Below are 16,431 nucleotides of genomic sequence, written 5' to 3' on the forward strand. Positions count from 1 at the left end.
CCCGGCGTCCTGCCGGGTTACCCACGGATTCAAGCCTGCGTTCGGCCAGCGTGTTTAACGGGGCGCCTAAGATCAAAGTCAAAAGCAAAAGCACGGCGGCCTAGTAGCCGACCTGAGTGGTGTGGATCTGTAGGAGCCGGCTTGCCGGCGATGCAGACGCCTCGGTACATCAGGCACTCCGAGCAGATGCCATCGCCGGCAAGCCGGCTCCTACAGGGATTGGGGTTGGCCGGTTTCCAACTGTCGGCGCGGTCCAAATGTAGGAGCCGGCTTGCCGGCGATGCAGGCGCCTCGGTGAATCAGGCATGTGCCAAACCGGGCGCCGGGTTCAGCGTTGCAGCACCCCACGGAAGGTTGCACTCAGCGCGCGCAAGGTTTCCCGTGAGCGTGCATCGCTGATCCGGCTGTAGAGCACCACTTCACTGACGGGCAATGCGGGCAGTCCAAATTGCGTGCTTACGTCCACCGCGCCGGGCGGGGCCACGCGATGGGCGAGGGCGGCGACGCCGAGGCCGGCGCTCACGGCGGCGCCCACGGCCATTACGCCGCCGCCGACGAAGACTTCGGTCCAGTCGATGTGGGCTTCGTCCAGGGCGCGGGTGGCCAGGTGGCGAACGCCGCACGGTGCGGCCATGGTTGCCATGCGCAGCGGCGTGCCGGGAGGGTGTTGCCAGGTGGGGGCGGCGAACCAGCCAAAGCGTTCCACGGCCAGGACTTCGCCGTCTTGGCGGTCGCCTTCGTTGCGCACGATCACGGCGTCGAGTTCGTTGCGGTCGAACGCGGCCACTAGGTCGCGGGACGAGGCGATGCGCACCTCGAGGATCACCAGCGGGTCGTAGGCCGCCAGGCGGCTGAGCCACAGCGGCAGGTCGGGGCCGGCCACGTGGTCGCTGATACCGATCACCAGGCGTCGCTGCACTTGGGCGGCCATGTCGCCCAAGGCGCGTTCGTGAGCGTTGAGCAGGGCGCGCGCGGCGACGATGAATTGCTCGCCCTGGGGCGACAGCCGCACATGCCGGGGCGTGCGTTCCAGCAGACGATAACCGAGGCGTTCTTCCAGGCGTTTGAGCTTGAGGCTGATGGCGGCCTGGGAGGTGTCCAGCGCCTCGGCGGCGCGGGTGAAGCTGGTGAAATCGGCGACCAGCACGAACGCGTGCACGGTGTCGATATCCAGGGGTTTGGGTGCGTCAGCCATATCGGTTCCTTATCGCACATATATCGGGTCATATCTTGTTGAAATCATCGCCGATACGCAAGCTGGAACCTCAACTTGCACGGGAGTTTTTATATGTTCGCCAAACAGTATTCGCACCGCTTGCCCGCCGACTACGACATGGGCGTGATTCGCCGGCGCGCCGCACAGTTGGGGCCGTTGTGGGATAACGCCGAGGGGCTGCTGTTCAAGGCCTTTATCGCCCAGGAGCAGGGCGGCAACGTGTATGCGTCGGTGTACCTGTGGTCAGACCCATTGCAGGCCGCCGACTTTCTGCTGGGGTCACGCTTCCAGAAAGTGCTCGACAGTTTCGGCCGCCCGCATATCGAAAGCTGGCTGCCGCTGGATGTGCAACGTGGGCCGGCGCAGGCGGCGTTGAGTTTGTATCGGGAAGAGTGGCCACTGGCGCCGGGGGCGGATCGGGCCGCGATACTGGCTGAGGAGAAGGCGCGCAACCTGCAGGTGGCGGACAGCCGTGACACCTTTGCGGTGTTCCTGGCGCTGGATGTGCAAGCTTGGCGTCTGGTGCGGATCACCTTGTCGGCCAAGGCACTGGATGGGGCGCATCCCGGGACGGGCTATCAGGTGTTCTACCTGGCCCATCCCGGAATCTAGTTCAGGAGTTCAAGCGTGCGCGTGGCTGGCTCAAGAGGCGCTCGGCCACCGCACCGAACACCAGGCCCAGGGTGGTCCACAGCACCAGCTGGATGCCCAGCGAGGCGACGCGGAATTTCCACAGCAGCACGGCCGAGAATTGTTCCGGCACTTCATTGATCACCGGGAACAGGCTGCCCGCCACCGACACGATCACGATGTACAGCGCCACGCCCAGGACTGCCCCGGCCCACACGCCACGGCGGGCGATCAGCTTGCGTGCGGCGTTGGTCGCGATCACGGCGGCCGCGACCGACACCAGCAACATCAGGAAGAACAGCTGGGTGCGTTGGGCGATGGTCTCCGGGTCGCCCACCGATGGCGGGTTGGCCGGGTATTTCAGGCCGGGCACCAGGATCAGCGTTACAAATGCCGCCAATGCCAGCAGCGCCGCCAGGCCACGGGGACCAACCTTGCCGATGCGGCCCAGGGCGTAGGCGAACACCAGGGAGAAAATCCCGCCCAGGGAAACGCTGTACACCACCACGCCGGTGAACAGGCCGAAGGTGCTTTGCACGTCGCGGCTCACCAGTTCTTCTTCCGGCGTATCGCCGTGCATCTGTGCCATCTGGTCTTCGAAGGCGATGGCCTTGTCGATTTGCGGTTCGCCAAAAGTCTTGGCGAAGCCGAACGCCAATACGCCGGCGAGCAGGCCCACCAGCATCCCGCGAACGAGTAATTGCCCTGTCATGTCATGTCTCTCTTATTGATTAATGGCAGGGAAAGCCCAGCAGGTGGCGACCGTCGTGGACGAATTCGTGCACGTACATGCCTTTGAAAACCGCCGTGGCACCTTGCTCGGCGCCAACGAAGTAGATCGCCAGCATCAACAGCAGGCCGCCGAAGATTGCCCAGGGGAGGATTTCGCCCAGGGGAATCGTTGGCACATAGACATCAGGGTGGGTTGCAGCGGTGTTAGCCATGAAAACCTCCAGGGATGACGCGTCCCGAAATGGAAAGCATAGGGAGCTGAAACAGGGTCTGGCTTACGGCTGTGGGGCCGAATACAGTGGCGCGACCGCGCCGGCATTGAACCGGCTTCCTGTTTCATGTTCGTTGTAACATGTTGAAACAACTTCGCCAGTCTACGCTGACTGCGCACCGAAGCAGAGTGAATTTGTGATGCAGACCACCCGTTTAAGCCTGATCTGCCATGCCGCCACGCTGGCGCAAAAGCAGGGGCGGTTTCCCGATGACGAACCCGTTGTGCTGGACTGGCAGCGTGAGGCGTTATCCCTGGCCGGTCGCTACCCGAAAAAACACCGCCTGATCTGCGGGCCGGAAGCCAGGGCCCGGCAGACAGCCAGCTTGTTCGGAGACAACGCACAGGTGGAAGACGCCTTGCGCGACGGTGATTTTGGCCACTGGAAAGGCCAGGCCATCGACCAATTGGAAGGCGAGGCCTTGAATGCCTGGCTCACTGACAGCGCCAGCGCGCCCCACGGTGGCGAGTCGGTGGACCAGATCTGCCTGCGGGTCGGGCAGTGGATGAAAGCCCTGGAAAGCCAGCCGGGGCATGTCGTGGCCGTTACCCATCCCTTTGTGATCCGTGCCGCGCTGTTGCACGTGCTGCAGTTGCCGCTGTCGATGTTCTACCGGGTCGACGTCGAGCCGCTGTCCTGCACCGAGCTGCGTTTCAACCGTGTGTGGCGCCTGCGCCTGGAAACTCACGCCTGACCCCGCGAACATGGCAAAATCCACGCCCCGCAATGAGAGCAACCCATGAAACGCATCCTGATCATCGGCATTGGCGCCGGCAACCCTGACTACATCACGATGCAGGCCGTGAAGGCGCTCAACCGCACCGACGTGTTCTTCCTGATGGACAAGGGCCAGAGCAAGGACAAGTTGATCGACCTGCGCCGCGAGATCTGCGAGACCTACATCACCGAGCCCGGCTACCGCTTTGTCGAGGCCGACTGCCCCGAGCGTGTGCGTGGTGATATCGACTACACCACCGCCGTGCAGGACCTGAACCGCGACAAACAGCAGACCTTCGAGCGCATGATCAACGAGGAAATGTCTGACGGCGAAGTGGGTGCATTCCTGGCCTGGGGCGACCCAGCGCTGTACGACAGCACCATTCGGATCCTGCAGGCGATCCTGGCCAGTGGCCGTTGCACCTTTGAATTCGAAGTGATCCCTGGCATCACCAGCGTGCAGGCCCTGGCAGCGCAGCACAAAGTGCCGCTGAACCGTATTGGCAAGTCTGTCGAGATCACCACCGGGCGCCGGTTGGCAGCAGGGCAGGCCAGCGATGCCGACACCCTGGTGGTGATGCTCGACGCCGAAGACTCCTACCGTACCGTGGCCGATCAGGACCTGGATATTTACTGGGGTGCCTACCTGGGCACACCGGACGAGATCCTGATCAGCGGTAAAGTGGCCGACGTTGCGGACGACATTCAACGGGTGCGCAAGGCCGCGCGCCTGGCCAATGGCTGGATCATGGACACCTATTTGTTGCGCAAACCCTGAGGTAACGTCCCATGCTCAAATTGTTTGCCCTGGCGCTGACCCTGGTGGCTGGCGCTGTTCATGCCGACGATTCGCTGCACACCGACCTGCCGTTGGCGTACCTGGAACAGACCCAGACCGATGCGCGCAACCAGCCGTTGGTGATTTTCCTGCACGGTTTTGGCAGCAACGAGGAAGACCTGTTTGGCATCAAGGATGCGCTGCCGTCCACCTGGACCTACCTGTCGGCGCGGGCGCCCATGCCGGTGGACCCTCACGGCTATCGCTGGTTTGCCAAGACCCAGGGTGACGCTGAGTACAACGGCGAAACGGCCGACCTGCAGCGCAGCGCCAAGCTCATCGAAGACTTTGTGGCCAAAGCTACCGCCAAGTACCACACCCGGCCCGACCGGGTATTTCTGGTGGGCTTCAGCCAGGGCGCGATCATGTCCTACGAGGTTGGGTTGCGTCAGCCGGAGCTGGTGCGCGGGATCGCGGCGCTCAGTGGCAGTGTGCTGCCAGTGCTCAAGGCCGAGCTGAAACCGAATGACGCGTTGGGAGCGCTGGCGATCTTCATCGGCCACGGCACGCTGGACCAGGCGCTGCCTTATGCGTCGGCGACGCGGGCGAACGAAGTGCTGACGGGGTTGGGGTTGAAACCGGAATTTCACGGCTACCCGGGCATGCCGCATACCGTGAGCGAGGCCGAAGTGCAGGACCTGAAGGCCTGGCTGGAAAAAAGCCTGAAATAACCCGCACCTCAAAAAAATGTGGGAGCTGGCTTGCCTGCGATAGCGATTGATCAGTCGATATCGCCGTTGACTGATACACCGCTATCGCAGGCAAGCCAGCTCCCACAGGGGTGCTAAGTTGCAAGAGAGATCAGGTTACTTACCGCCGGTGATCTGCTTCACCAACTCCGCATGTCCCTTCACATCATCCCCACGGGAAATGGCCTGGATCACCAGCAGGTGATTACCCGAACCGCCTAGGAACGTGGAATTCAGCGTCTTGCCGCCGCCCTGGGTGGCGGTGCTGTCGACTTGGCGCAGGCCCAGGCCTTTGAAGGTCAGCTTCTTTTCGCCTTGCTTCTTGAAGTCCGGCAGGGCGGCGCTTTGGTCCTTGATAAAACCGGCCACGGCGCCATCGAGGAACTGGGTGTCGTTGTCCTGGATGGTGACCCCGTCTTTACGCGCGGTTTCGGCGACGATCACCACGCTTTTGGTGGTCTGGTTGGCGTACAGCGTGCCCTGGGTGTCGGCGGTGCCGTCTTCGGCCTTGCCAGTGGGCAGCGTGTCGGCCACATACGCCTTGGGCAGCTTGAAGGTGAACTTGCCGCCCAGTGTCGAGATGGTTTGGGTGTCGGCCTTCTGTGGCGCGGGTTTGCTGGCCGCGAAGGCAACGCTTGCACTGAGCGCGAGGGCCAGCAGGGCGGCGGTCTTGGTGAGGGTGGCCATGTAGCGCTCCAGAGATGAACGAAATTGCGGCGTATTCTGTCAGAAAATTCGCAATATGGTTCATCTGCTGCCTCACACCTTGTCGGACTCCTCCTCAAGCCGGTCCATCTCAAACAGCCTTGCCAGTTCTGTCCGGGCTTCCTGGGCGGTTTGCATCACCTTGGCCGCATCGTCGTACACCGCGTGCTGGGCAGCCAGCACTTGCAGGTCGTGGTTCTTGAAACGGGTGATGCGCGCATCGGCCTGGGCCTGGGTCAAGCCGAGGCCGACCAGGGTGCGGCGGCTCATTTCCAGGCTGGAGTAGAAGGTTTCGCGCACCGGTGACGCGTCCAGGTCCACCAGGCGGTGAACGTGCTGGCGGTTGCGGGCGCGGGCGATGATCTTCATGTGCGGGTAGAGGTTGCGCACCAGCTCCGCCGTCTTGATGTTGATTTCCGGGTCGTCCATGGCGATCACAAAGAATTCCGCCTGGTCAACCTTGGCCGCGTGCAAAATCTCGGGTCGTTGGGGGTCGCCGTAGAACACCGGCATGCCGCCGAAACTGCGGGTCAGCTCGATGGTTTCCACCGAGGTGTCCAGGGCGATGAACGAGATGTTCTGCGCGCGTAAAATACGCGCGACGATCTGGCCCATGCGGCCCATGCCGGCGATCACCACGCGGGGCGCATCGCTTTCGATGGTGCGGTATTCCTCGGGCACTTCCACCGGCTTGGCCTTGGGCTTGAACAGCTTGGGGCACACCAGTAACAGCAGTGGCGTCACCGCCATGGACAGGGTGATGGTGAGTACCAGCACGTCGTACAGGTGGGGGTCGAACAGGCCCTGGTCGCGGCCGATCTTGAACACCACAAAGGCAAACTCACCGCCCGCCGCCAGCACCACGCCCAGGCGCAGCGCGCTTTCGCGGTTGAGGTCGCCCACCAGGCGGCCCACGGCGTACAGCAGGGGCAGCTTCAGGCCGATCAGCAACAGGGTCAAGCCGATCACCACCAGCGGCGCGCTGAGCAGCAGGCTTAGGTTGGCGCCCATGCCCACGCTGATGAAGAACAGCCCCAGCAGCAGGCCCTTGAACGGTTCGATCTGGGATTCCAGTTCGTGGCGGTACTCGGAGTCTGCCAGCAGCAGGCCGGCGAGAAACGCGCCCAGGGCCATGGACACGCCCACCAGCTCCATCAGCCAGGCGGTGCCAATCACCACCAGCAGCGCGGTGGCGGTGGACACTTCGCGCAGGCCGGTCTTGGCCACGATGCGAAACACCGGCCGCAGCAGGTAGCGCCCGCCGATGATCACCACCGCGATGCTGCCGAGAATTTGCAGCACATGCTGCAAGCCTTGGGCCTCAGTGGTCGGGTGATCGCTGCCCGCCAGCAGCGGCACCATGGCGATCAAGGGGATGGCGGCGATGTCCTGAAACAGCAAAATCGCAAAGGCCAGGCGGCCGTGGGGCTGGTTGAGTTCCTTGCGCTCGGCCAGGCTTTGCAGGCCAAACGCGGTGGACGACAGTGCCAGGCCCAGGCCGAGCACGATGGCGCTGTTCCACGATTGGCCAAACAGCCACAGCGCCACCACGCCCATCACCAGGCCGGTGAGCAGCACCTGGGCCAGGCCGACGCCAAACACCGCCTTGCGCATCACCCATAAACGCTTGGGCGACAGCTCCAGGCCGATGATAAACAGCAGCAACACCACGCCCAGTTCAGAGAACTGCGCGACGCTTTGCGGGTTGCCCACCAGGCCCAGCACCGAAGGGCCGATGATCACACCGGCGAACAGATAACCCAGCACCGCACCCAGTTGCAGGCGTTTGGCCAGGGGCACGGTCAGCACGGCGGCGAGCAGGAACACCACGGCTGCTTGTAACAGGTTGCCTTCATGGGGCATTGCGAACTCCAGGATCGTTGAAGCGGATCAAAACAGGGGCTATTAGAGCGCTTTTTACATTTCGAAAAATTGTATTTTTGCCGCGAGCGGCGATGGGGGTGAGGTGGGATCCCGTTCTTGCTGGGCGTTTACGAAAGTATTAATACCATTTAATTCAATGACGTTTTCGTGGGTCGACTACCGTTTTGGCACACAGGATCTGTTGTTGTCACTGTCAATTTCTACCTCGGTTTCTGATCAAAGCCGAGTTCCTTAAGCCGCCCGGAAGGGCGGTTTTTTTTGGAATTTTTTGAATCCTATTCAAAGAACCCTGCAAGCGCCGAGAGTGTGGAAGCACGTGCGTGCTGAAGAATGTACAAACAATTTGCCTAGGAACCCGGGTGGCGACAGAGGCCGCTGTGATCCTAAAGTTATGCCCTTGAGTTTATATTCCTTGGGTGGCATATTTGCATGGTCTGGGACATTGAATACACGGATGAATTCGGAGACTGGTGGGGCGGTCTTGATGCACGGGAGCAATCGTCGGTATCTGCCAGCGTTGACCTGCTTGGGCTTTTTGGGCCGGGCCTGCGTTTTCCCCATAGCAGCGATATCAAGGGCACTCGACATGGCAACTTGCGCGAGTTGCGCGTACAGCACGCAGGTCGGCCTTTTCGGGTGTTGTATGCATTCGATCCCAGGCGGTGTGCCGTTCTGTTGATTGGCGGCGATAAAACTGCACAGCACCGTTGGTACGACGTGCACGTTCCCATGGCAGAAAAGCTGTATGACGTGCATTTGGAAACATTGCGTGAAGAGGGCCGTAACCATGGCTAAAAAATTCGCTGACCTTCAAGCGTGCATGACGCCTGAGGCGCGCGCCGATGCCGAGCTAATACTGCGTCAGCACCTGAAGGAAATGCCGTTGCATGAACTGCGCAAGGCGCAGCAGTTGAGCCAGGAGAGCCTGGCCAAAGCGCTGAACATCAACCAGGCGGCAGTCTCCAAGATGGAGCGTCGCACTGACATGTACATCAGCACCTTGCGTGATTACATCCGCGCGATGGGAGGGGAGCTGGAAATTATCGCAACGTTCCCGGATGGCCAGGTCAGGATCGACAACTTCGCCTGCTAGAGGCGCAACCGTGATGGGCAGGAGCCCGGCCCGAGTGCCGGGCTTTTTGTTGCCTGGCGTTCTGTCGGTATTGTGCAACTTGGTGGACAATAACCGTCACTCTCCATCCGCGGAATCGCCCCCGTGAACCAACTCCTCGCCATGCGTGCCTTCGTCCGTGTCGTCGACACCGGCTCCTTCAGCCGGGCGTCCGACCAGTTGGCGCTGCCACGCTCCACGGTCAGCAAGCTGATCACCGACCTGGAAAAACACCTGGGCATCAAGTTGATGCACCGCACCACCCGCACCTTGGCACCCACTGCCGAAGGGCTTGAGTATTACGGGCATGCACGGCGCCTGGTGACGGAGCTGGATGAAGTGGACAGCCTGGCCCGTGGGCAGATCCTCAAGCCGCGTGGGCATTTGCGGGTGGATGCGCCGGCGTCGTTTGCCAATTGCCTGTTGATCCCCGCGCTGGTGGATTTTCATCGCGAGTACCCGGATATCACGGTTGCCCTGGGGATCAGCGACCGTGCGGTAAACATCGTCGGGGAGGGGGCCGACTGTGTGATCCGGGCCGGCAAGCTGGAGGACATGGGGATGATCGGACGCAAGGTGGCCGACCTGGAGTACCTGACCTGCGCCGCGCCCAGCTATCTGCAGCGCCGTGGCCTGCCGGTTTCGCCGCAGGACCTGGAGCAGAACCACCTGCGGGCGGGCTATTTTTTTGCAGGTTCCGGCAAGCCTGAACCCCTGATCTTCGAGAACGGTGAGCAGCGCATTGAAGTGGGCGATTGCGCGTTCTCGACCAACGAAGGCAACGGGCTCAAGGAAATGCTGCTCGCCGGGCTGGGCGTCGGGCAGCACTTCACATCAATCGTGCAGTACTACATCGATGCGGGCCAGTTGATTCGCGTGTTGCCGGACTGGTCACGCCCGCCCACGCCGCTGCACATCCTTTACCCGCCCAATCGCCACCAGAGTGCGCGGCTCAAGGTGTTTACCGAGTGGGTGATCCGCACCTTCGGCGTCAAGGAATGATGGCCGTCACCCGGATCTCCACGCGCATAGTGGGCAACCCCAAGGCTTCGACGCCGACCTGGGTCCAGATGGGCGCATGGTTGGGCATGTAGCGGCGGTACTGCTTGACCATTGCCTCGTTGACGTCGGGCGGGAAGCCGCCGACGTGGTAGGAGTTGACGTGGATCACATGCTCCCAACCGGCGCCTGCGCTGGCGAGGGTACGCTCCAGGTTGTGAAAGGCCTGGGCGATTTCTTCGGCCAGGTCGGTAGGGATCTGGAACTCATCGTCCCAGCCGCCCTGGCCTGAGGTTTCAATGCGATTGCCGACTTTCACCGCCTGGGAATAGTGCAGGTGCTCGCGCATGTAATCGCCATAACCTGGGGTGACAAAGAATTCAGGTGTGCTCATGGGGGTGACCTCGGGTCAATGGAAGACCCTGTGAATCCTAGTGAACACGCTGCAGCGGAAAAATCCCGGTTTTCTGCCATGACTGTCTATCGGTGTGCACAATCGGGCGGCACGCGCGGAGCTGGCTTGCGGTAAAGGCCCACGGCGAGGCCGGTGATGATGATTGCGATGGCGATCAGCTCGGTGGTGCTGACCTGCTCGCCGAGGATCAATACGGAACTAGCGATGCCGAACACGGGAATCAGCAACGACAGGGGCGCCACGGTGGACACCGGGTAGGTCTTGAGCAGCGAATTCCAGCCCCAGTAGGCCACGTGCGTGGCCAGGTACACCTGGAACAGGATCGACAGCACGGCGGTCAGGTCAAGGCTGACCTGCACCTGGGCGAACGACGCGCTGCCGTGCAGCCACCAGGCCATGAGCCCCAGTGGGATGGGCGGAAACAGGCTGGCCCATACCATGAACGAGAAGATCTCCTTGACCCCCGATTGCTTGATGATCACGTTGCCGACGCTCCAGGCCAGAGCACTAAACACGATCATCATCACCCCCAGCACCGCATGCTCACCCTGTTGCGTGGCGATGATGCCACCCAGTCCGATCAGCGCGAGCAGGGCGCCAACCCACTGGCTGCCGCGTATCTTTTCGTTGAACAACACGCAGCCCCAACCCAGGGTGAAAAACACGCTGAGCTGAATGATTAGCGAAGCAATGCCCGGGCTGACGCCGACCTGGATGCCGTAATTGATCACGCCCCACATGCCCAGGCCGAAGATCACGCCGTAGGCGGCGACATAGCCGAAGTTGACGCGGGGGCGCTTGATGAAGAACACCAGGGGCAAGGCGGCGAGGGCAAAGCGGATGCCCGTGAGCACAAAGGGGTCGATCGAGCGCAGGCCCAGTTTTGTGATGGGAAAGTTCAAGCCCCAGATCAGCGTGACGAGTACGGCCAGGGCGAGGTGTTTCTTGTGCATGGGAAATCCTTGGGGCAGGCAGGGCTGTTCGATGGCGAACAGGTTAGGGCGCTGCCGGATGGCCCGCTTGCTATGTCGGGCCATGCTTTGACATTATCGGGCCATGATTCCGACCTTTGATGCCCATGTCCCCGAAGCGCTGGTCACCCTGCGTGAATACCCGTGCGGCACCGTCTTCCCACGGCACACCCACCCGCGTGGCCAGTTTGCGTATGCCTCCACCGGCGCACTGAAGATGTTCACCGACCTCGGCAATTGGGTGGTCCCGCCGCAGCGGGCGATCTGGGTGCCCGCCGGCGTGCCCCATGAGATGCACATGCGCGGCGAGGTGGTGATGCTCAACACTTACCTGGACGACCAGGCCGCCGAGCGCGCCGGTTTGCAGGCGCGTTGCCAGGTCTTCGAGGTATCGCCACTGTTGCGCCATCTGCTGCAGGCGGCGCTGGCATTCGAGCCGTCGGCGCCTGCCAGTGAGCGACAGCGCTGTGTGCTGACGCTGTTGATCGATGAAATGGGCGCCATGCCCGAGCTACCCCTGAGTGCGCCGCTGCCCGGCGAACCACGCCTGGCCCAGGCCTGCCAGCGCTTTCTGGAGGCGCCCACGCAAACCATTTCCCTGGATGAAATGGCCTCCTGGTCGAACATGAGCCGGCGCACCTTCACCCGCCATTTTCTCGAAAGCACCGGCATGACGTTCGTCGCCTGGCGCCAGCAAGTCTGCCTGCTGGAAGCCACGGCGCGCCTGAGTCATGGCGTTTCCATTACGGCGGTGGCGTTGGAGTTGGGGTTCAGCAGCTCCAGCGCCTTTACCTCGATGTTCCGGCGCAACCTGGGCGAGTCGCCGGCGCGCTACCTGGCCAAGTCGAAGGCGGCCGCGTTGTTCTGAATCTTCAACACGTCGGTCAGGATTCACCTCTTTTGCGGCCGCGCTTTGGTAGTATCGCCCTCCATCGTCACCAGGAGTCACCGGCCCATGCAGCACCAGTGGGATGAAATGCACCGCACCCGCAAGCCCACCTTTGTGTTGTGTGGCGAGCCCCAGGGGGATGTGCTCAATCTCTACGTTCACGGTTACTCGGCGTTCTTTAACCGCCAGCAATTGGGCAGCTTCAAAGACCAATTGGCCAGCATCGAAGGCTCGACCAACCTGATGCTGTTCTGGCCGGCGGGGCATTTTCTGGAGAACCTGTTTGCCCCGTTCAAGGAGGTGATAGGTTCGATGCTCGGCGGTGGTGGCCTGGGCGCGGCCACTGTGGGCGTGGGCAAGGCCATCGCGTATTTTCTCGACCACTACAAAAGTGTCGAGGCCCGTGTCGATGAAGTGGCCAAGACCCTGTTGCTGGAGCTGGCCGGTTACCTGCACGCCGAAGCGTTGCCGGTGCGGCGCATCAACCTGATCGGGCACTCCCTGGGGGCGCGCATCCTGGTCAAGAGTGTGCTGGCTCGCCCGGATATCGCCCGTGAGCTGCCGCTGAACAACCTGCTGTTGATGGGCGGTGCGATTTGTACGTCGAGCCCTTGGGACGAGGTGTCGGCGCCGCTCAAGGGGCGGGTGATCAACTGCCATTCCAGCAAGGACTGGGCGCTGGCGATGAAGCCGGACACCGAGCGCTGCATCGGCCGTTATGCGATCCCGCTGACCCCGGCGCTCAAGGCCAAGGTGACCAATGTGCACCTGGCCACCTTCGACCATGCCGCGTACTGGCCGCAGTTGAAGACGGTGGTGCAATACACCGACCTGTTGCAGGAACGTCGCGGCCTGATTCGCTCTGATCAGCGCAGTGCTGAGGTGCGGTTTGCCGAGGAGGACGTCGAGTTGTTCCCGACGCTGGTGCAGGCCCGCCCCGAAGAACTGAAGTTTCTCGCCGAGCTGATGGCGCAAAAGCGCAGTGCGTCGATTGATGCCAGCGTGCGCGAACCGTTGAAGCTGGCGATTGAACTGCAGCGCATGGGCGGCGACACGTTCATGAACCTGGCCCGTGGCCATGGCGTGAGTTATCGGCAGATCGCCGAAGATGTAGCGCAGCGCCTGGGAATCAAGTTCGATGAACCGCTCGACAGTGTGGCGCTGGCAGACATCGAGGCACAGGTCGCGGAAACACTCATCGAGCAATACAAGGACAAACTCAGCCGCGCCGACCGCCAGGCCTTCGACGCCGAACTGAAGGCGGCGGCGCAGAAAGAGCAGGGTGTGTTCAGTCGCTTCGACGTGGGCCGTTCGGCGACAACCGCTTTGAGTGGTACGGCCCTGGTGGGACTCACCGGGTTCATGCTGCGGCGCGGGGCGGCCACGGCCATTCCGGTGGTGGGCCAGGCCCTGGCGGCGGCGATGTTGCTGGTGAGCGGTGTGCGGGCGTTTTCCGGCCCGGCTTACTCGATCACCACCCTGGCGGTGCTGGTGATGGGCGTGATTCGCCAACGCATGGAACGCGAGGCGTTGAACCAGGAGATGGACCTGGTGGTGCAAGTGGTGGAGGCGTTCGACCTGCCCCGGGACACGGTGATGCGCACGGTCGCGTCTGACTGATAAGCTGTTTCCCTGTCTTGTGTGTTTGCCTGGGATACCGCGTGAAATTCAGCCTGCCGAAAATCGCTACCGCCCCGTTCTGCCCGCCGGAAGTGGCCGGCTCCGTCGCCGTCGACCCCAAGGCTTCGTTTTTCAAGCGGATGCTGATGTTCGCCGGCCCCGGCCTGTTGATCTCCATCGGCTACATGGACCCCGGCAACTGGGCCACCGCCATCGAGGCGGGCTCACGCTACGGCTACAGCCTGTTGTTCGTGGTGTTGCTGGCCAGCCTGGCGGGCATGGCGGTGCAGTGCCTGTGTTCACGGCTGGGCATCGCCACCGGCAAGGACCTGGCGCAGCTGTCGCGCGAACGCTATAGCCAGCGCTCGGCTTGCACCCAATGGGTGTTGGCGGAAATATCGATCATTGCCACTGACCTTGCCGAAGTGCTGGGCTGTGCCCTGGCGTTTCACTTGCTGCTGGGCGTCTCACTGACCACCGGCATTGTCATTACCGCCTTTGATACGTTGCTGATCCTGGCCCTGCAGAACCGTGGGTTCCGTCGCCTGGAAGCGATCATGCTGGCGCTGGTAGCGACCATCGGCGTGTGCTTCTTCATTGAACTGGTGCTGATCAAGCCGTACTGGCCGGACGTGCTTAGCGGCTTCGCGCCGTCCTTGTCGGCCATCAGCGATGCCGCGCCGCTGTACCTGGCCATCGGTATTCTCGGCGCCACGGTGATGCCGCATAACCTCTACCTGCACACGTCGATCGTGCAAACCCGCCTGATCGGCAAGGACCTCGCCAGCAAGCGGGACGCGGTCAAGCTGGCGCGAATCGACACCATCGGCTCTCTGGCCCTGGCCTTGCTGGTCAACGCCGCGATCCTGGTGCTCGCCGCAGCCGCCTTCCATAACACCGGCCATGCCGATGTGGTCGAGATCCAGGACGCCTACCACTTGCTCGATCCCCTGGTGGGCGGCGCGTTCGCCAGCATCCTGTTCGGTGTCGCATTGCTCGCCTCCGGGCAAAGCTCCACCTTCACCGGCACCATCGCCGGCCAGGTGATCATGGAGGGCTACCTCAACTTGCGGATTCCCTGCTGGCAACGCCGCCTCATTACCCGCGGGCTCGCACTGATCCCCGCGTTCCTCGGCGTGTGGCTGATGGGCGACGACGCCATTGGCAAACTGCTGATCCTCAGCCAGGTCGTGCTCAGCCTGCAGCTGCCGTTTGCGCTGTACCCGTTGATCCGTATGACCGGCGACGAGCAATTGATGGGGCCGTTCGTGAATCGCTGGCCCACGAAGCTGTTGGCGTGGTTTTTGTTCGCGGTGATCAGTGGGGCGAATGCCTGGTTGATTGGGCAGTGGGTGTTTTGATCGTTTGACTGGTTCACCCGTAGAATTCATCCAGTAGCTCGCTTGGTAAGCGTTCGTCGAATTTGTCAGGAAGAACCAGCTTTCCTTTCATCGCCCCGATCCGTTGCGTTGCTGATTGTTCAGCGGCTATAAGGCGAGCAATGGCTCTGCCTTGTCTGGTGATTATGATTGTTTCACCGGCAGCGGCCTGGGCAACCAACTCTGAGAGGCCAGCTTTTGCTTGACGTAGAGTGACGGAAATTGCCGAGCGTGTTGCAGTCATGATGGCTATCCAAGAGTGGAAGTCATCGAATTGTGCCGGTAGCGTCATGCGCCCAAAAATAGTGGCCCACAAAAACAGAACTTGCCTACGTTTTGCCCTCGGACGTTTCCTCAAACAGCGTGAGCCATGTGACCCCGATCGCTCACCGATCCCAATACGGCACCGTCCCAAAACACTCCACGAAATAATCAATCACCGTGCGCACCTTCAGCGACAGCCGGCGGCTGCCTGGCCATAGTGCGGCAATCTGCTGCGGCTCCAGGGTGGTCGCCACTTCGTATTCAGTGAGCACCGCCTGCAAGGTGCCTGCGCGCAGGCCTTCGCCGATCAGCCATGACGGAAACACCACCAGCCCCAGGCCTTGTTCGGCGGCGTGGGTGAGGGTGTCGGCGTGGTTGCCGGTGATGGGGCCCTTGACGCTGTACGGGGTCCAGTCGCCCTGGTTGCGGCGGAAGAACCAGCGTTGCTGGCCGGTGATGCCTTTGTAGGCCAGGCATTGGTGGTGGGCCAGTTCCTCGGGGTGCCGGGGGGGGCCATGCCGGGCCAGGTAGGCCGGGCTTGCGGCGATGCGAAAGCGTTGGGGGGCGAAGATGCGCGCCTGCATGCTGGAATCGTTGAGTACGCCGATGCGAAACAGCAGGTCGGTGCCGTCTTGCAGCGGGTCGACGTAGGTGTCGGTCTGCTGGATATCCAGCTGCAACTTCGGGTAACGCCGGCACAGTTCGCCGAGCCACGGCGACAGGTGGCGCTGGCCGAACACCATCGGCGCGTTGATGCGCACCAGGCCGCTGGGCTCGCGCTCCTGCTCCTGCAGGGCCTGGCTGGCGCTTTCCAGTTGTTCGAGCATCAAGCGCGCATGGCGCCCGAGCACGCGGCCGGCTTCGGTGGGGCTCACCGCGCGAGTGTGCCGGTACAACAACTGTTGGCCGAGCGCCTGTTCCATCAACTGGATCTGCCGGGAGATGGAGGAGGGCGCCAGGCTCTCGCGGCGCGCCACTTCAGAGAAGCTGCCGTGGTCGAGTACCGCGACAAACAGTCGAAGCGCCTTGAAACTCAATTCATTCAAGCCCTGCATCGTGGTCTCCAGGCTGTGCGTTTTGCGCAAAGGTGTTGTCGGCAT

Annotated in this window: 19 protein-coding genes and 1 riboswitch; of the genes, 10 read left to right on the forward strand and 9 right to left on the reverse strand. The window is 62.2% G+C overall.

What is annotated here, in order from left to right; translation table 11 throughout:
* Positions 1-328 precede the first annotated feature (328 nt).
* Positions 329-1,195 carry a LysR family transcriptional regulator gene (locus tag AC07SU_RS28255; RefSeq protein WP_494998935.1) on the reverse strand — a complete coding sequence of 289 codons (867 nt, stop codon included), beginning with the start codon at positions 1,193-1,195 and terminating at the stop codon, positions 329-331.
* Positions 1,196-1,288: 93 nt separating this feature from the next.
* Here AC07SU_RS28255 and AC07SU_RS28260 point away from each other — a divergent pair, with 93 nt between their 5' ends.
* Positions 1,289-1,828: a DUF4865 family protein gene (locus AC07SU_RS28260; RefSeq protein WP_176996578.1), complete on the forward strand. Its 540-nt coding sequence runs from the start codon at positions 1,289-1,291 to the stop codon at positions 1,826-1,828.
* A gap of 1 nt (position 1,829) precedes the next feature.
* On the opposite strand, the gene AC07SU_RS28265 is transcribed toward AC07SU_RS28260, so the two are convergent.
* Positions 1,830-2,558, reverse strand: coding sequence for a CbtA family protein (locus AC07SU_RS28265; protein ID WP_494998936.1), 729 nt, complete (start codon positions 2,556-2,558; stop codon positions 1,830-1,832).
* 19 nt (positions 2,559-2,577) lie between these two features.
* Positions 2,578-2,790 carry a CbtB domain-containing protein gene (locus AC07SU_RS28270; protein ID WP_065905961.1) on the reverse strand — a complete coding sequence of 71 codons (213 nt, stop codon included), beginning with the start codon at positions 2,788-2,790 and terminating at the stop codon, positions 2,578-2,580.
* Positions 2,791-2,822: 32 nt separating this feature from the next.
* Positions 2,823-2,963, reverse strand: a riboswitch (cobalamin riboswitch).
* 26 nt (positions 2,964-2,989) lie between these two features.
* On the opposite strand from AC07SU_RS28270, the gene AC07SU_RS28275 reads away from it, so the two are divergent.
* Genes AC07SU_RS28275 through AC07SU_RS28285 form a run of 3 tightly spaced genes read left to right on the forward strand, consistent with a single transcriptional unit; the run spans position 2,990 to position 5,076 of the window.
* Complete coding sequence (locus AC07SU_RS28275) at positions 2,990-3,544, forward strand: histidine phosphatase family protein (protein ID WP_494998937.1); 555 nt, start codon at positions 2,990-2,992, stop codon at positions 3,542-3,544.
* A gap of 45 nt (positions 3,545-3,589) precedes the next feature.
* A complete protein-coding gene (gene cobF, locus AC07SU_RS28280) occupies positions 3,590-4,345 on the forward strand; it encodes a precorrin-6A synthase (deacetylating) (RefSeq protein WP_176996575.1) in 756 nt (251 codons plus the stop codon).
* A gap of 11 nt (positions 4,346-4,356) precedes the next feature.
* Positions 4,357-5,076 carry an alpha/beta hydrolase gene (locus AC07SU_RS28285; protein WP_494998938.1) on the forward strand — a complete coding sequence of 240 codons (720 nt, stop codon included), beginning with the start codon at positions 4,357-4,359 and terminating at the stop codon, positions 5,074-5,076.
* Between the two features lie 135 nt (positions 5,077-5,211).
* On the opposite strand, the gene AC07SU_RS28290 is transcribed toward AC07SU_RS28285, so the two are convergent.
* Both AC07SU_RS28290 and AC07SU_RS28295 read right to left on the reverse strand, forming a co-directional pair.
* Positions 5,212-5,781 carry a DcrB/PsbP domain-containing protein gene (locus AC07SU_RS28290; RefSeq protein ID WP_178919717.1) on the reverse strand — a complete coding sequence of 190 codons (570 nt, stop codon included), beginning with the start codon at positions 5,779-5,781 and terminating at the stop codon, positions 5,212-5,214.
* A gap of 72 nt (positions 5,782-5,853) precedes the next feature.
* Positions 5,854-7,662, reverse strand: a complete 1,809-nt coding sequence (locus AC07SU_RS28295; protein ID WP_457409189.1) for a monovalent cation:proton antiporter-2 (CPA2) family protein — start codon at positions 7,660-7,662, stop codon at positions 5,854-5,856.
* Between the two features lie 450 nt (positions 7,663-8,112).
* Here AC07SU_RS28295 and AC07SU_RS28300 point away from each other — a divergent pair, with 450 nt between their 5' ends.
* From AC07SU_RS28300 to AC07SU_RS28310, 3 genes are all read left to right on the forward strand, one after another.
* Positions 8,113-8,478, forward strand: a complete 366-nt coding sequence (locus AC07SU_RS28300) for a type II toxin-antitoxin system RelE/ParE family toxin (RefSeq protein ID WP_494998939.1) — start codon at positions 8,113-8,115, stop codon at positions 8,476-8,478.
* Positions 8,471-8,776 carry an XRE family transcriptional regulator gene (locus AC07SU_RS28305; RefSeq protein WP_176996570.1) on the forward strand — a complete coding sequence of 102 codons (306 nt, stop codon included), beginning with the start codon at positions 8,471-8,473 and terminating at the stop codon, positions 8,774-8,776. The genes AC07SU_RS28300 and AC07SU_RS28305 overlap by 8 nt, the downstream gene beginning before the upstream one ends.
* Positions 8,777-8,899: 123 nt before the next feature.
* The gene (locus AC07SU_RS28310; RefSeq protein ID WP_494998940.1) at positions 8,900-9,796 is read left to right on the forward strand and encodes a LysR family transcriptional regulator; all 897 of its coding nucleotides are present in this window, start codon (positions 8,900-8,902) and stop codon (positions 9,794-9,796) included.
* Here AC07SU_RS28310 and AC07SU_RS28315 read toward each other — a convergent pair.
* Positions 9,786-10,187 (reverse strand): RidA family protein, encoded by a 402-nt coding sequence (locus AC07SU_RS28315; protein WP_176996569.1) that lies wholly within the window; start codon positions 10,185-10,187, stop codon positions 9,786-9,788. The genes AC07SU_RS28310 and AC07SU_RS28315 overlap by 11 nt on opposite strands.
* A gap of 86 nt (positions 10,188-10,273) precedes the next feature.
* On the reverse strand, positions 10,274-11,161 hold the full coding sequence (locus AC07SU_RS28320) for an EamA family transporter (RefSeq protein ID WP_176996568.1): 888 nt from the start codon (positions 11,159-11,161) through the stop codon (positions 10,274-10,276).
* A 103-nt stretch (positions 11,162-11,264) separates the two neighbouring features.
* Here AC07SU_RS28320 and AC07SU_RS28325 point away from each other — a divergent pair, with 103 nt between their 5' ends.
* The 3 genes from AC07SU_RS28325 to AC07SU_RS28335 all read left to right on the forward strand — a co-directional run bounded on the left by AC07SU_RS28325 (position 11,265) and on the right by AC07SU_RS28335 (position 15,049).
* Positions 11,265-12,047 (forward strand): AraC family transcriptional regulator, encoded by a 783-nt coding sequence (locus AC07SU_RS28325; protein WP_494998941.1) that lies wholly within the window; start codon positions 11,265-11,267, stop codon positions 12,045-12,047.
* An 87-nt stretch (positions 12,048-12,134) separates the two neighbouring features.
* Entirely contained in the window at positions 12,135-13,688 is a 1,554-nt protein-coding gene (locus tag AC07SU_RS28330) for a DUF726 domain-containing protein (protein WP_494998942.1), read from the forward strand.
* Between the two features lie 41 nt (positions 13,689-13,729).
* Entirely contained in the window at positions 13,730-15,049 is a 1,320-nt protein-coding gene (locus tag AC07SU_RS28335) for an Nramp family divalent metal transporter (RefSeq protein ID WP_494998943.1), read from the forward strand.
* Positions 15,050-15,062: 13 nt separating this feature from the next.
* Here the strand turns inward: AC07SU_RS28335 and AC07SU_RS28340 are convergent, their stop codons facing one another.
* Positions 15,063-15,311 (reverse strand): type II toxin-antitoxin system Phd/YefM family antitoxin, encoded by a 249-nt coding sequence (locus tag AC07SU_RS28340; protein WP_494998944.1) that lies wholly within the window; start codon positions 15,309-15,311, stop codon positions 15,063-15,065.
* A gap of 142 nt (positions 15,312-15,453) precedes the next feature.
* Positions 15,454-16,386, reverse strand: coding sequence for a LysR family transcriptional regulator (locus AC07SU_RS28345; protein ID WP_494998945.1), 933 nt, complete (start codon positions 16,384-16,386; stop codon positions 15,454-15,456).
* Positions 16,387-16,431 lie beyond the last annotated feature (45 nt).

It is taken from the genome of Pseudomonas sp. GW821-FHT05H12 (assembly GCF_059419385.1).

Excerpts from the sequence above, each read along its gene's own strand:
- AC07SU_RS28330 (WP_494998942.1), top strand. The coding sequence starts at position 12,135 with ATGCAGCACCAGTGGGATGAAATGCACCGCACCCGCAAGCCCACCTTT.
- AC07SU_RS28300 (WP_494998939.1), top strand. The coding sequence starts at position 8,113 with ATGGTCTGGGACATTGAATACACGGATGAATTCGGAGACTGGTGGGGC.
- AC07SU_RS28345 (WP_494998945.1), bottom strand. The coding sequence starts at position 16,386 with ATGCAGGGCTTGAATGAATTGAGTTTCAAGGCGCTTCGACTGTTTGTC.
- AC07SU_RS28265 (WP_494998936.1), bottom strand. The coding sequence starts at position 2,558 with ATGACAGGGCAATTACTCGTTCGCGGGATGCTGGTGGGCCTGCTCGCC.
- AC07SU_RS28275 (WP_494998937.1), top strand. The coding sequence starts at position 2,990 with ATGCAGACCACCCGTTTAAGCCTGATCTGCCATGCCGCCACGCTGGCG.
- AC07SU_RS28270 (WP_065905961.1), bottom strand. The coding sequence starts at position 2,790 with ATGGCTAACACCGCTGCAACCCACCCTGATGTCTATGTGCCAACGATT.
- AC07SU_RS28340 (WP_494998944.1), bottom strand. The coding sequence starts at position 15,311 with ATGACTGCAACACGCTCGGCAATTTCCGTCACTCTACGTCAAGCAAAA.
- AC07SU_RS28325 (WP_494998941.1), top strand. The coding sequence starts at position 11,265 with ATGATTCCGACCTTTGATGCCCATGTCCCCGAAGCGCTGGTCACCCTG.
- AC07SU_RS28295 (WP_457409189.1), bottom strand. The coding sequence starts at position 7,662 with ATGCCCCATGAAGGCAACCTGTTACAAGCAGCCGTGGTGTTCCTGCTC.
- AC07SU_RS28320 (WP_176996568.1), bottom strand. The coding sequence starts at position 11,161 with ATGCACAAGAAACACCTCGCCCTGGCCGTACTCGTCACGCTGATCTGG.
- AC07SU_RS28255 (WP_494998935.1), bottom strand. The coding sequence starts at position 1,195 with ATGGCTGACGCACCCAAACCCCTGGATATCGACACCGTGCACGCGTTC.
- AC07SU_RS28315 (WP_176996569.1), bottom strand. The coding sequence starts at position 10,187 with ATGAGCACACCTGAATTCTTTGTCACCCCAGGTTATGGCGATTACATG.
- cobF (WP_176996575.1), top strand. The coding sequence starts at position 3,590 with ATGAAACGCATCCTGATCATCGGCATTGGCGCCGGCAACCCTGACTAC.
- AC07SU_RS28305 (WP_176996570.1), top strand. The coding sequence starts at position 8,471 with ATGGCTAAAAAATTCGCTGACCTTCAAGCGTGCATGACGCCTGAGGCG.
- AC07SU_RS28290 (WP_178919717.1), bottom strand. The coding sequence starts at position 5,781 with ATGGCCACCCTCACCAAGACCGCCGCCCTGCTGGCCCTCGCGCTCAGT.
- AC07SU_RS28260 (WP_176996578.1), top strand. The coding sequence starts at position 1,289 with ATGTTCGCCAAACAGTATTCGCACCGCTTGCCCGCCGACTACGACATG.
- AC07SU_RS28285 (WP_494998938.1), top strand. The coding sequence starts at position 4,357 with ATGCTCAAATTGTTTGCCCTGGCGCTGACCCTGGTGGCTGGCGCTGTT.